Consider the following 13,338-nt stretch of genomic DNA (forward strand, 5'->3'; position numbering starts at 1 on the left):
AAGGGGGACAGCCGTTTTTTCGGCGTTTGGCCGTGGTTCATTCCCGTCGTGCTAATCCGGCCGCGGTGACGGGGTATGCCGGACATAAAGCTTTTGTTTTGGTTAACTTATCGCCGACAATATGTCTGAATCCGCGCCTCACACTATATAGTGGGTGACGAGGCGGGCCGATCTGATACGGCCGAAAGAAGAGAAGTGATGGCGGATCCGTTCGACCCCAAATCCGGGACCAAGGGCGCGACGTCGGGCGCAACACGGCGGACGGCTGTCGGCCTGCTGCTGGGCGCGCCGCTGCTCGGGGCCTGCGCGGGTGTGCAATCGACGCTGACCAATGCGTTTGGCACCGGACCGACGGCGCCATCGGGACCGCCTGCCGGACCGGCGCAGCAGTCGCAAGCCATCGGCACCGGGGGTACGAAAGTCGGACTGATCCTGCCGCTGTCGGCTTCCGGCAATGCTGGCGTCGCCGCGCAGTCGATGAAGAACGCCGCCGAAATGGCGCTTACCGAATTCCAGAATCCCAGCATTCAACTGCTGATCAAGGACGACAATGGCAGTGCGCAGGGCGCGCAGCAGGCCGCCCAGCAGGCGCTCGACGAAGGATCCGAAATCATTCTCGGACCGTTGTTTGCGCTGTCAGTGCCGGCCACCGCGCAGCTCACGCGCGCGCGCAACGTGCCGGTGATCGCGTTCTCGACCGATTCCAGCGTCGCCGGCCGTGGTGTCTATTTGCTCAGCTTCCTGCCCGAGTCCGACGTCAATCGCATCGTCGATTACGCCGCGGGCACGGGCAAACGCTCCTTTGCGGCGATGCTGCCCGAGAATGCCTATGGCAATGTGGTCGAAGTTGCGTTCAAGCAGGCCGTCGCGCGCAAGGGTGGCCGCGTCGTCGCTTTTGAGCGCTATGGTGCTGACCGCTCCAGCGCAGCACGCAACATTGCCGCATCGCTCACCGGCGCCGACGCGTTGTTCATTGCTGACGACGGCGATGCGGTCGTCGCGACGGCTGATGCCTTGACAGCGGCGGGTGCCAATCTGCGCAATGTGCAATTGCTCGGCACGGGCCTGTGGGACAATCCGCGCGTCTTCAACAGCGCCGCGTTGCAGGGTGGGCTCTATGCCGCGCCGGATCCCGCAGGGTTTCGTGCCTTTGCGGGCCGTTATCGCGCGAAATATGGCGGCGATCCCGTGCGTACAGCGACGCTTGCTTACGATGCGGTGGCGTTGGTCGCCGCTTTGGCGCGCACCCAGGGCGGACAGCGCTTCGCACCTGAAACGCTCACCAATCCATCAGGCTTTGCCGGCATCGATGGCCTGTTCCGGTTCCGCAGCGATGGCGGTAACGATCGCGGCCTCGCCGTGATGAAGGTCGCGTCGGGTGGTGGTCAGGCCGTGGCGGGCTCGCCGAAGAGCTTCGGGGCTTAGCGCCTACGCCGCCAGATCTGCCACAACAGCATCGAGCACAGGGAAGCCCTCCTGCGTCACGCGCAGGCGACCGTTCTGTTCCACGACGATGGCGCCTTCCTCGCGCAGGATCTGGATACGTTTCTCGTCCAGCGCGCGGCCGGACAGCATCTGATAGCGCGCGGGATCGATACCTTCGGCGAGGCGCAGGCCCATCAGCAGATATTCGTCGGCGCGTTCTTCGCTGTTGAGCAATTCATCCGATGTTACGCCGTGGCCGTTGTCTTCCACGCGCATCACCCAGGCTTCCGGACGCTTCTCGGTGGCGATGGCATGTCTGACACCGTCGATGTCGAGGCGGCCATGGGCGCCTGGCCCGATACCGGCATATTCCTGGCCGCGCCAGTAGACGAGGTTGTGTTTGCACTCCGCGCCGGGGCGGGCATGGTTGGAAATCTCGTAAAATGGCAGGCCCTGCTGTGCGCAGACCTCCTGCGTCACATCATAAAGCGTGCGCGCGAGGCCTTCGTCGGGTGTCTTGAGTTTGCCGGCGGCGTGTAATCCGAAGAACGGCGTGCCTTCCTCGATGGTCAGCTGATACAGCGATAGATGTTCGGCGGCTTCCGAGATGGCGAGCTTGAGTTCGTCGGTCCACATCTGCGGGGTCTGGTCGGGGCGCGCATAGATCAGATCGAACGAATACCGATCGAACGCGCTGCGCGCGATGGCCACGGCATCGAGTGCCTCGCGCGCTGTATGCAAACGTCCCAGTGATTTCAGCGACGCATCGTCAAGCGCTTGTACGCCGAGCGACACGCGGTTGACGCCGGCCTCGCGATAACCGCGAAAGCGCGTCGCTTCGACGGAGGTCGGGTTAGCTTCGAGTGATACTTCGACGTCGGAGGCAACGTTCCAGTATTTTCCGATCGAATCCAGAATCGCGCCGACGGTCTGCGGCTGCATCAGCGACGGCGTGCCGCCGCCGAGAAAGATCGACGTCACGGTGCGGCCTGGCGTGCGGGCAGCCGTGGTTTCGATCTCCCGTGCGAAGGCTCGCGCGAAACGTACTTCGTCGACGGCGTGATGACGGACGTGGCTGTTGAAGTCGCAATACGGGCACTTCGACAGGCAGAACGGCCAGTGCACATAGACGCCGAAAGCGTCCTGCTGTGCGTCAGCGGGGTTCAAGGCAGATCTCCGCGAGTTTCACGAATGCCCTGGCGCGATGCGACAAGCCCTCGCCGAGTGGCGGCAACCCGTGCTTCTCGACCGCGGTCATTTCGCCATAGGTGCGGGTGTGACCATCGGGCAGGAATGTCGGATCGTAGCCGAAGCCGGCAGTGCCGCGAGGCGGCCAGACCAGCGTGCCACGGGCGTGCGCTTCGACTTCCTCGAGATGACCGTCGGGCCAGGCCACGCACAGCGCCGAGACGAAATGCGCGGTTCGCTTGTCGGGTGTGGTCGCGCCGCGCTCCTGCAACAGGCGTTCGATCCGCGTCATCGCGCCGGTGAAGTCCTTGGACTCGCCGGCCCAGCGCGCCGAGAGGATGCCGGGCGCGCCGTCGAGGGCATCGACGACGAGGCCGGAATCATCTGCGAAGGCCGGCAGTTGCGCGACATTGGCCGCGGCAATCGCCTTGATCGCGGCATTGGCCTTGAAAGTGTCGCCGGTCTCGTCGGGCTCGGCGAGCTTGAGCTCGCCGGCCGATACTGCCTCGATGCCGTAGGGGGCCAGGAGATCGCGCATCTCGGCAAGCTTGCCGGGATTGTGGGTGGCGATGACGAGCTTCCCAGTGATTCGACGATGCATGATGCGAGTCTACGCCTGCTTGATGACTTGCGGAATCACGCGATGGCCATTTTCTGCAGTTCAACCAGACGTCCGACGCCCTTTTGCGCCAGTGCCATCAACTTCAGGAACTCGTCCTGCGTGAACGGCGTCTTCTCGGCAGTGCCCTGCACCTCGATGATGCGGCCGTCGCCGGTCATCACGAAATTGGCGTCGGTGTCGGCTTCGGAATCTTCGGCATAATCGAGATCGAGCACCGGGGTGCCCTGATAGATGCCGCAAGAAATCGCCGCGATATTGTCGCGCAGCACGTTGCCGCCGCCGTTCTTGAACATGTTGCGGTTCTTCATCCACGAGATGCAGTCGGCCAGCGCAACCCATGCGCCGGTGATCGACGCCGTGCGGGTGCCGCCATCGGCCTGGATGACGTCGCAGTCGATGGTGATCTGGCGTTCGCCGAGCGCTTCGAGGTCGACGGCAGCGCGGAGCGAGCGGCCGATCAGGCGCTGGATCTCGACGGTGCGGCCGCCCTGCTTGCCGGATGCGGCCTCGCGGCGGGTACGTTCCAGCGTGGCGCGTGGCAGCATGCCGTATTCGGCGGTGACCCAGCCGCGGCCCTGGCCCTTGAGCCATGGCGGCAGGCGCTCTTCCAGCGTGGCGGTCACCAGCACATGAGTGTCGCCGAACTTCACCATGCAGGAACCTTCGGCATATTTGACCACGCCGCGTTCCAGCGACACGGCGCGCAGTTCATCGGGCGCACGACGGCTTGGCCGCATGAGAAAATCCTTCCAAATGTCCAGAGAAGCCTGTTCGCGGTGCTTTTAGGGGCCACAGACCGTAGCGGCAAGGGCGGGGCAGGTTCCACAACCGCAATGGTGCTTGTATCCGGGGGCTCGGGGCGACAGATTAGGTCCTCAAGGAGTACCCTGTGGCCCACCACGATCCGATCGGCCTGATTTCGCCGCATGCCGGGCTCGCCCAGCTCAATGAGCGATCGCGTGAGATCTTCCGGCAGATCGTCGAGAGCTATCTCGCCACGGGCGAACCTGTCGGTTCGCGCAATATTTCACGCCTGATTACGGTTCCGCTGTCGCCAGCCTCGGTCCGCAACGTCATGTCGGACCTGGAGCAGCTCGGCCTCATCTATGCGCCGCATACCTCGGCCGGCCGGCTGCCGACCGAACTCGGGCTGCGGTTCTTCGTCGATGCCTTGATGCAGGTCGGTGACCTCACCGAGCCGGAGCGGCAGTCGATCCAGCAGCAACTGTCTTCGGTGGGGCGCTCGCAGACGGTGGAAGCGGCGCTCGGCGAGGCGCTGACGCAGCTGTCCGGGCTGACCCGCGCGGCGGCGGTGGTTTTGACCGCCAAGTCCAATGTGCGGCTGAAACACATCGAATTCGTCCGTCTGGAGCCCGAAAAGGCGCTGGTCGTGCTGGTCGCCGAGGATGGCCAGGTCGAAAACCGCGTGCTGACCCTGCCGCCGGGCGTGCCGTCGTCGGCGCTGAATGAGGCGTCGAACTTCCTCAATGCCCGGATTCGCGGCCGCACGCTGGCTGAGGCCCGGTTGGAGCTGGAGACGGCGCTGACCCAGAACCAGATCGAGCTCGATCAACTGACCCAGAAGGTCATTGCCGCCGGCATTGCCAGCTGGTCGGGTGGCGAGAAGGACGATCGGCAGCTGATCGTGCGTGGCCAGGCCAATCTGCTCGAGGATCTCCATGCGCTGGAGGATCTTGAACGCGTTCGCCTCCTGTTCGACGATCTCGAAGCCAAGCGCGAGGTGATCGACCTTCTCGGCCGGGCGGAGACGGCCGAAGGTGTCCGCATCTTCATCGGCTCGGAAAACAAGCTGTTCTCGCTGTCCGGCTCGTCCACGATCATTGCGCCCTACAGCGATGGCGCCGGCCATATTGTCGGCGTTCTCGGTGTCATCGGGCCGACCCGGCTGAACTATGCGCGGGTGATCCCGATGGTAGATTACGCGGCGCGCATTGTCAGCCGCATGCTCGGGGGCTGACAGATCGGTCGAATCCGGCCGGTTGCGCTTGATTTTCGGCGCTCAAACCCCGATATCCCGCTCAGCAATCCCACCATTTTGGCGTGTTTTTGAGAAGGCAGCGTGATGACTGATTCCAATGGGCAGAACGACAATCAGGACAAGACGGCGCAGGCCGCCGATCCGGTGGTCTCCAAGCCCTACATCATGCCGGACGATCCGGAACCGAATTCGGTCGAGGCCCTGACCAAGGAAGCAGCGGAATCGCGCGACAAGATGCTGCGCACGCTGGCGGAGATGGAAAATCTGCGCAAGCGGACCCAGAAGGAAGTCGCTGACGGCCGCACCTATGCGATCGCCAATTTCGCGCGCGAAGTGCTCGATATCGCCGACAGTCTGCAGCGCGCCCTCGATGCCGTGCCCGCCGATACCAAGGCCGCGGCCGATCCGGGCCTGAAGGCGCTGCTCGAAGGCGTCGAGCTCACCGAGCGTTCGCTGCTCAACACGCTGGAAAAGAACGGCGTGAAGAAGTTCGATCCGTCGGGCGAGAAGTTCGATCCAAATTTCCAGCAGGCGATGTACGAAGTGCCCGATGCTTCCGTGCCTGCGGGCACCGTCGTTCAGGTAGTGCAGGCCGGTTACACCATCGGCGAGCGCGTGCTGCGCCCGGCGCTGGTCGGCGTGTCAAAAGGCGGCGCCAAGGTTGCACCTGTTTCGGAGTAACAGAGCCTCTGGCTGTCATCACCCGCGAAAGCGGGTGATCCAGTACACGCCGGTCTCAGTGAGTGATCACAAGCGCCGGTGATTACTGGGTCGCCCGATCCCAGCGCGCAATTGCGTGCCAGGTCGGGCGATGACAATGAGAGTATGGGTCAAGCCGCCAGATCGCCCGACTGAATACGCTTCACGCCGGCCTTGTTCATGTCGGCCCAGGCTTTGGCCAGTGAGCCCTGCGTGTCGATGCCGCGGCAGGCATCTTCGACTACATAGACATCGAAACCTGCTTTTCGCGCATCCAGCGCGGACCACGCGACACAGAAGTCGGTGGCGAGGCCGGCGATAAATACGCGCTGCAATTTGCGGGCTTTCAGATAGGCGGCAAGACCGGTGGTGGTCTTGCCGTCAGCCTCGGTAAACGCCGAATAGCTGTCGACGTCCTTGTTGAAGCCCTTGCGCAGGATCAGCTCGGTATGCGGGATCGCGAGATCCTTCGACAGCGCAGCCCCTTCAGTGCCCTGCACGCAGTGATCCGGCCACAGCACCTGTTTGCCGTATTTCACCTCAAGGGTCTCAAACGGCTTCTTGCCGCTATGGCTGGACGCGAATGAGATATGGCCCGGCGTGTGCCAGTCCTGCGTCATCACCACGTCGGCGAATTTCTTCGCGATGCCGTTGATGACCGGGACGACCTTGTCGCCGTCCTTCACGGCCAAGCTGCCGCCTGGTAGGAAGCAGTTCTGCACGTCGATCACCAGCAGAACGGATGTGCGATCGAGACTGACCTTGCCTGCCGCTTCGAGCGCCTTGGGCGCCATGCCGGCCGCTGTTAGCGCACCAAGTCCCACAAGAAGCTGACGTCTATCGAACATCGCAACATCTCCTGTCAGAATTTCTGCAGCAAATCAGGTCCAGGCGCTTCCGTAAAGGCGGCTCGATATGGATGGTGCGGCGGTGTCTCGCAGGCCCGCGCAATGGCTTTTTAACGCGGCTCTCCTAGCGTAGCGATGGTATTGGCCGAAAGAATAAGTGCATGATGATCGATGCCGGTTTGCAACTCGGCGGCGCGACCACGCCTCGGACGTGGCTTGCGGCCATCTGGCTGATCGCCGGCGCTCTCGTCTGCGCGGTGGCCGTCGGGCTGCGCGCGGTGCTGCCGTTTAATGTCGATGTCAGCTGGTTGTTGATCGTTTGCGAACGCGTGCTCGATGGTCAGCGCCTTTATCTCGATATTCTTGAGATTAACCCCCCGATGGCCGGGGCGGTCAATATTATCGCCGTGGTACTGGGACGGCTTCTGGGATTGCGCGCCGAGCTCATGACGCTCGTGCTGGTATTCGGCCTCATCGCAGGGTCGATGGCGGTGACATGGCGGCTGCTGCGCAACTCGCGCATCCCCGGGCGCGCCGCCGCTGCTCCGCTGGCGGTTTGTGCGATCGCGTTGCTCGGCATCCTGCCAATGTACGACTTCGGCCAGCGCGAACATCTCGCCTTGCTGTTTTTGTTGCCCGCGCTGGCGGTCCTGATCCGCCGCGCCCATGGCGAGATAATCCCGCCTGGCGTGGTCGTCATCGCCGGCATCAGTGCCGCTATCACTATGTGCTTCAAACGGTATTTCGCGTTCGGCCTCGGTACAGCCGTTATCGCGGCGGCGACCAATGCACGGCAGTGGAGGATTGTTTTCGCGCCGGAGAACTGGATCGCCAGCGCACTGGTGGTGGCCTATGCACTGTGGGTCTACGTGGCCTTCCCCGCCTATTTCACCGTGATCTATCCTGTTGCCAGCGACGTGTATCGGCTGCTGACGTCGTCGTGGCTGGCGCTCGCGCTGGGCGGTGCGACGACGTTATGGTTGGTCGCCGTATTCGCCACACTGCTGTTACAGAGTCGGCGTTCAGCAGACCCGGCTCTTGTCGTGCTCCTGGCTAGCTCGCTTGGCTTTGCGATGTCCTATTTCGTTCAAAGCAGGGGTTATAACTATCACGCCTATCCGATGGTGGCGCTGGCGCTGATGGCGTTTGGTTATGCCGTCGCAACGATCGATCGCGCACGACAGCATGGGCCACGCTTGCAGGTCGGTTCGTCGGTCGCCGCTGTGGCGCTCCTCGTGAGTGCCTGCTTCTGGTTCAAGGCCAGCGTCGATGTGCGTGCACTTCAAGATGCTGTGGTAAAGCTTGGACTGCAGCGTCCGAAGATCATCATGTTGGGTGGGGCGGCGACGATTGCACATCCGCTCGTGCGCAATGTTGGCGGTGTCTGGGTGTCACGTCAGGAGGCGCTGTCGATCCGGGAGATCGTCCGCCGCGCTCGTCTGGAGCGGACGATCGACGCTGCAACATCAGCACGTTTCGATGAGTATCTGGCGGCTGAGCGAAATGGGTTGGTCGATGATATTCGCAAGCTGCCGCCGGATGTGGTGCTGATTGACGATCGCGAAGCCGACTGGAGCGCTTGGGCGCAAGCTGATCCGGAGCTGGCGCAGCTCCTGAAGTCCTATGCCCTGGTGCAGACCATCGACGGCATCGACATCCTGAAGAGGATGCCGTGATGCGCGCCACCACGCCGGGCGAAACCGCAAGTGCTGTTCTGCCCGGGCGGTCGCTGCAGCGAAGCCGCATCCTTCCGTGGCTGGCCGTCGTCGCACTGCTGATCGTGGCGATTGTGCTGCGTCACGTTCTGGCGGCCAATACGGATGTAAGCTGGCTTCTGACCGTCGGCGAGCGCGTACTCGACGGCCAGCGCCTCTATATAGATATCATCGAGACCAATCCGCCGATGGCCGTCCTGGCCTATCTGCCGGGTATCGCCATCGCCCGCGCGCTCGGGCTGGCTGCGGAGCACGTGACCGATGCGTTGGTCTTCATCGGCATCGCCGTGTCGCTGCTGCTCAGCGCCCGCATTCTATCGCGCGCGTCGGTTCTCGGTGTCGCGCAAGGCTGGCCGCTGGCGCTGCTGGCAGTTGCACTGTTGGCCGTGCTGCCGACGCAGACTTTCGGTCAGCGCGAACATATTGCACTGATCGCCATGCTGCCGATGCTGGCTGTATTGGCGGGCCGCATAAAGCACAGCGCACCATCACGGTCCGCGGCCATCGCAGCCGGCATCGGCGCGGCGATTGCGCTGTCGTTCAAGCCCTACTTCGCGATCGCCCTGCTCGGCGCGCTGGTCGCGGAGGCTGTGTCCACACGCTTATCGTGGCGCGTCCTGCTGCGGCCGGAATATCTGGCGCTCGCCGTCGCGCTGGCCCTCTACGCTGCCGTCGTCATCGTGCTGTTTCCAGAATTCCTAACGGTAGTCGGGCCGCTAGTCCACGATGTTTATCTTCAGGTGCAGCAGCCGGTCATGATGCTCCTGGAAAAGCCCGCTGTGGCACTGTGGGCCACCGCGCTGCTCGCGGCTATGGTGCTCAAACGGCGCGTCGGTGTCGATGGTCCGTTCGTTTTGCTACTGGCGACCTCGGCCGGTTTTGCCGCTGGTTTCGTTTTGCAGGGCAAAGGCTGGCCTTACCATTCATACCCAATGATTGCGCTCGCACTGCTTGCTTTTGGCTATGCGCGTATGACCTATCTGCCGGTCACCGGGACGGATCGTCTGTTCGGCGTCGGCGCGGTCGTCCTGTTGGCGCTGCTGTTCATGCGCTCCATGTTATGGTTCGACACCGCCTTCGATGCGCGCCCACTGCAGGAGAAAATCGCGCAACTGGGACCGCGTCCTGTCATTCTTGCTATCTCCGCGGAGCCGGGTATCGGGCATCCTCTTGTGCGCGCGGTCGGCGGCACATGGGTTTCGCGACAGCAAGGCCTGTGGGTCGCCGCCTATCACGCGGTCCTGCGCAGCAGAGGCGGAGTCAGTCCTGCACAAGATCGACTGCTCGAGGCCTATGCCGCGCGTGAGCGCACGATGCTGATCGAGGATATCAAGAAAAGACCACCGACCCTGGTGCTGGTGGATGATCTCACCGGCAGCGGCTCGGAATGGCTAAAAGCGCATCCCGACGTCGCTGATCTGTTAAAGGATTTTCACGTCGTGGCCGCCATCAACAAGGTGACGTTTCTTACGCGAAGCCGTGAGCCCTGAAGCCGATGTTGTGTTACGCGCTGCGTTAGCGCGGCTCGATACCGTCGCGCACGGCGCGGAAGCGCGGAAACGCCTTGGCCCAATCGTCACGTGGGGCGCTTGCGATAATGCGCATGGTGACCTTGCCGCCGCCGAAGCGCAGCCACTGCACAACGCTGACCGGCGTGTTGTTCTTGCCGCTGACGGCGTCGATACGGGTCTCCCAGCCTGCCATGCCGTCGATCCGTTGCGGCTCCGACATGGTGATGCGGCCTTCGCGCAGGCCGGGAATCGTGCCTGCGGCCTGCTGGGCAAAGCGGCCGCGATCTTCAGCCTTTTCTGGCGCGGAGGCCAGGCTGCCGATCACCACAAAAGGACTTGTTTCGATGCTGTTCTCGTCGCTCGAGTCGGCCAGCAATAGCGCGGCACCCGGCGCCAGCGTGCGGACGGTCTTGAAGTCGCTCATTTCCGAGACCTTGAACGGCATCAGACCGAGTTGTTCTGCCAGCGGGACTTCCTTGCGGACCACGGCGGATGAGAGCATCTGGCGCACCGCGTCGTCGGTGTAGATTTTCTGGGCGTTTTCCGGGACTTGCACGGCGACATAGCCGGAGAAGGTCCCGCCGCCGACGATCATCGAATAGCGCCTGACATTGCCGGTGGCGTCCTTGGCATTCTCGATCGTGTAGAAGGCCTTTCCGGCCGTGGTCTCGATGCTCTCGGGCTTCGCGGCCATACCAGCCGGATTGGCCTTGAACGCGATCTCAACCTCGTTGAAGGCGGCGGCTGGTAGCTCGGTCATGAGCACCTTGACGCCCTGATCGGAGGTCTCGAAGCCGACAAAGGTCTTTGCCGGGGCGAGGCCAACCAGCGGGGCCAGACCCACACGGACACCCGGCGGGAAGACGGGATCAGCCGCCAAAGCGGGGCGGTGGGCGACCGAAATGGCCGTCAGCATGGTCAAAGCGAACAGGGGCGCAGCATGTTTCATGAAAAATCTACTGGGTTTGCATTGAGGCTGTTCGATGGTGCGGGGCTCCGGCCTTGGCCGTCACGCGACCGGCCGGAAAGGGCGTTCACGGTTGCCCTGTTCCGCCAACAGATCAAGCCATAAATCCGTTCCCGGCGCCGTCCGCGCCCATCCGTCGCGTATTGGCGAAACAACCGCCAAGGGTCTGTTTCACCAAATATTAATTTCGCGCACCGGTCGTGTTTTCATGGGTCTGGAGTGTGCCAGATGCCTTGCGGCCACCACCCCCCCTCCTATATGAGGCCTACCGTCGCAATATCGCGAATAGTTGATGTTTGGGGGTTGGGAGCGGGGTGCCGTCAGGGCCCAGCCAACCTGCCGCAGAAAAAGGATATGAGAGCATGGGAAAGGTCATCGGTATCGACCTCGGTACGACGAATTCCTGCGTCGCCGTCATGGATGGCAAAACGCCGAAGGTCATCGAGAACGCAGAAGGCATGCGGACCACGCCGTCCATCGTGGCTTTTACCGATGATGGCGAGCGCCTCGTCGGCCAGCCGGCCAAGCGCCAGGCAGTTACCAATCCCGAGCGCACCATTTTCGCGGTGAAGCGCCTGATCGGCCGCCGCTATGACGATCCGACCGTCGAGAAGGACAAGAAGCTCGTCCCCTACAAGATTGCCAAGGGTGGCAATGGCGACGCCTGGGTCGAAGTCGACGGTAAAACCTATTCGCCCTCGCAGATCTCCGCCTTCACGCTGCAGAAGATGAAGGAGACCGCGGAGGCTCATCTCGGCCAGAAGGTCGAGCAGGCCGTCATCACCGTGCCCGCTTACTTCAACGACGCCCAACGTCAGGCCACCAAGGATGCCGGCAAGATCGCTGGTCTCGAAGTGCTGCGCATCATCAACGAGCCGACTGCTGCTGCGCTCGCTTACGGCCTCGACAAGTCGAAGTCCGGCACCATCGCGGTGTACGACCTCGGCGGTGGTACCTTCGACGTCTCGATCCTTGAGATCGGCGACGGCGTGTTCGAAGTGAAGTCCACCAACGGCGATACGTTTCTCGGCGGTGAAGACTTCGACATGCGTCTGGTCGGCTACCTCGCCGACGAGTTCAAGAAAGAGCAGGGCATCGACCTGCGCAACGACAAGCTGGCCCTGCAGCGTCTGAAGGAAGCTGCAGAAAAGGCGAAGATCGAGCTGTCGTCGACGACCCAGACCGAAATCAACCTGCCGTTCATCACGGCGGATGCCTCAGGTCCGAAGCATCTGACGCTGAAGCTGACCCGCGCCAAGTTCGAAGCGCTGGTCGACGATCTCGTGCAGAAGACCATCGAGCCTTGCCGCAAGGCGCTCAAGGATGCCGGCCTCACCGCCGGTGAAATCGGCGAAGTGGTTCTGGTCGGCGGCATGATCCGCATGCCGAAGATCCAGGAAGTCGTGAAGCAGTTCTTCGGCAAGGAGCCCCACAAGGGCGTCAACCCGGACGAAGTCGTGGCCATCGGCGCCGCCATTCAGGCCGGCGTGCTGCAGGGCGACGTCAAGGACGTGCTGCTGCTCGACGTGACCCCGCTGTCGCTGGGCATCGAGACGCTGGGTGGCGTGTTCACCCGCATCATCGAGCGCAACACGACGATCCCGACCAAGAAGAGCCAGGTATTCTCGACGGCCGAAGACAACCAGAACGCCGTTACCATCCGGGTCTTCCAGGGTGAGCGCGAAATGGCGGCCGACAACAAGCCGCTCGGCCAGTTCGACCTGATGGGCATTCCGCCGGCTCCGCGCGGCATGCCGCAGGTCGAGGTGACCTTCGACATCGACGCCAACGGCATCGTCAACGTGTCGGCGAAGGACAAGGCGACCAACAAGGAACAGCAGATCCGGATCCAGGCATCCGGCGGTCTGTCCGAGTCCGACATCCAGAAGATGGTCAAGGACGCCGAAGCGAACGCTGCCGAGGACAAGAAGCGTCGTGAGGCTGTCGATGCCAAGAACCACGGCGATGCCCTCGTGCATTCGACCGAGAAGGCTCTCGGCGAGCATGGCGACAAGGTTGGTGAGACCGAGCGCCGCGCCATCGAGGATGCCATGAGCGACCTGAAGGAAGCTCTGAAGGGTGATGATGCCGAGGCGATCAAGGCCAAGACCAACACGCTGGCGCAAGCTTCGATGAAGCTCGGCGAAGCGATGTACACCCAGCAGGCCGAGGCTGACGCCAAGCGCGATGCCGAGAAGGATGACGTGGTCGACGCCGAATTCACGGAAGTCGACGACGACAAGCCGAAGAAGTCGGCCTGATAGGCGAGCGGAACGATGACCCTCATCCTGAGTAGCGCGGTGCGCGTCTCGAAGGATGAGGGTTGTTTTTTGTTAGGCCGGCCTTGTTAGGCAAGTTTTGTTA

General features: G+C 62.7%; 11 protein-coding genes. 6 read left to right on the plus strand and 5 right to left on the minus strand.

Annotated features, from left to right (window positions below; translation table 11 throughout):
- The first annotated feature begins 198 nt into the window (after positions 1 to 198).
- Positions 199 to 1,425 carry a penicillin-binding protein activator gene (locus BLW80_RS10165; RefSeq protein WP_093757821.1) on the plus strand — a complete coding sequence of 409 codons (1,227 nt, stop codon included), beginning with the start codon at positions 199 to 201 and terminating at the stop codon, positions 1,423 to 1,425.
- A 3-nt stretch (positions 1,426 to 1,428) separates the two neighbouring features.
- On the opposite strand, the gene hemW is transcribed toward BLW80_RS10165, so the two are convergent.
- Genes hemW through rph form a run of 3 tightly spaced genes read right to left on the minus strand, consistent with a single transcriptional unit; the run spans position 1,429 to position 3,972 of the window.
- On the minus strand, positions 1,429 to 2,592 hold the full coding sequence (gene hemW, locus BLW80_RS10170) for a radical SAM family heme chaperone HemW (RefSeq protein ID WP_093757822.1): 1,164 nt from the start codon (positions 2,590 to 2,592) through the stop codon (positions 1,429 to 1,431).
- A complete protein-coding gene (gene rdgB / locus BLW80_RS10175) occupies positions 2,579 to 3,214 on the minus strand; it encodes an RdgB/HAM1 family non-canonical purine NTP pyrophosphatase (RefSeq protein ID WP_093757823.1) in 636 nt (211 codons plus the stop codon). The genes hemW and rdgB overlap by 14 nt, the downstream gene beginning before the upstream one ends.
- Positions 3,215 to 3,249: 35 nt before the next feature.
- On the minus strand, positions 3,250 to 3,972 hold the full coding sequence (gene rph / locus BLW80_RS10180; protein ID WP_093757824.1) for a ribonuclease PH: 723 nt from the start codon (positions 3,970 to 3,972) through the stop codon (positions 3,250 to 3,252).
- Positions 3,973 to 4,124: 152 nt separating this feature from the next.
- On the opposite strand from rph, the gene hrcA reads away from it, so the two are divergent.
- The gene (gene hrcA / locus BLW80_RS10185) at positions 4,125 to 5,213 is read left to right on the plus strand and encodes a heat-inducible transcriptional repressor HrcA (RefSeq protein WP_068730256.1); all 1,089 of its coding nucleotides are present in this window, start codon (positions 4,125 to 4,127) and stop codon (positions 5,211 to 5,213) included.
- A 105-nt stretch (positions 5,214 to 5,318) separates the two neighbouring features.
- Complete coding sequence (gene grpE, locus BLW80_RS10190; protein WP_093757825.1) at positions 5,319 to 5,915, plus strand: nucleotide exchange factor GrpE; 597 nt, start codon at positions 5,319 to 5,321, stop codon at positions 5,913 to 5,915.
- A gap of 149 nt (positions 5,916 to 6,064) precedes the next feature.
- On the opposite strand, the gene pncA is transcribed toward grpE, so the two are convergent.
- Positions 6,065 to 6,781, minus strand: coding sequence for a bifunctional nicotinamidase/pyrazinamidase (pncA, locus tag BLW80_RS10195; RefSeq protein WP_093757826.1), 717 nt, complete (start codon positions 6,779 to 6,781; stop codon positions 6,065 to 6,067).
- A 257-nt stretch (positions 6,782 to 7,038) separates the two neighbouring features.
- On the opposite strand from pncA, the gene BLW80_RS10200 reads away from it, so the two are divergent.
- A complete protein-coding gene (locus BLW80_RS10200; protein ID WP_170849626.1) occupies positions 7,039 to 8,457 on the plus strand; it encodes a hypothetical protein in 1,419 nt (472 codons plus the stop codon).
- Entirely contained in the window at positions 8,457 to 9,986 is a 1,530-nt protein-coding gene (locus BLW80_RS10205; RefSeq protein WP_093757828.1) for a hypothetical protein, read from the plus strand. Before BLW80_RS10200 ends, BLW80_RS10205 begins: the two co-directional genes overlap by 1 nt.
- A 25-nt stretch (positions 9,987 to 10,011) precedes the next feature.
- Here BLW80_RS10205 and BLW80_RS10210 read toward each other — a convergent pair whose 3' ends face one another.
- On the minus strand, positions 10,012 to 10,956 hold the full coding sequence (locus BLW80_RS10210) for a hypothetical protein (protein WP_093757829.1): 945 nt from the start codon (positions 10,954 to 10,956) through the stop codon (positions 10,012 to 10,014).
- A 380-nt stretch (positions 10,957 to 11,336) separates the two neighbouring features.
- Here BLW80_RS10210 and dnaK point away from each other — a divergent pair, with 380 nt between their 5' ends.
- Entirely contained in the window at positions 11,337 to 13,235 is a 1,899-nt protein-coding gene (dnaK, locus tag BLW80_RS10215) for a molecular chaperone DnaK (RefSeq protein ID WP_068730261.1), read from the plus strand.
- Positions 13,236 to 13,338 lie beyond the last annotated feature (103 nt).

This window comes from Tardiphaga sp. OK245 (genome assembly GCF_900108575.1).
Taxonomy (GTDB): Bacteria; Pseudomonadota; Alphaproteobacteria; order Rhizobiales; family Xanthobacteraceae; genus Tardiphaga; species Tardiphaga robiniae.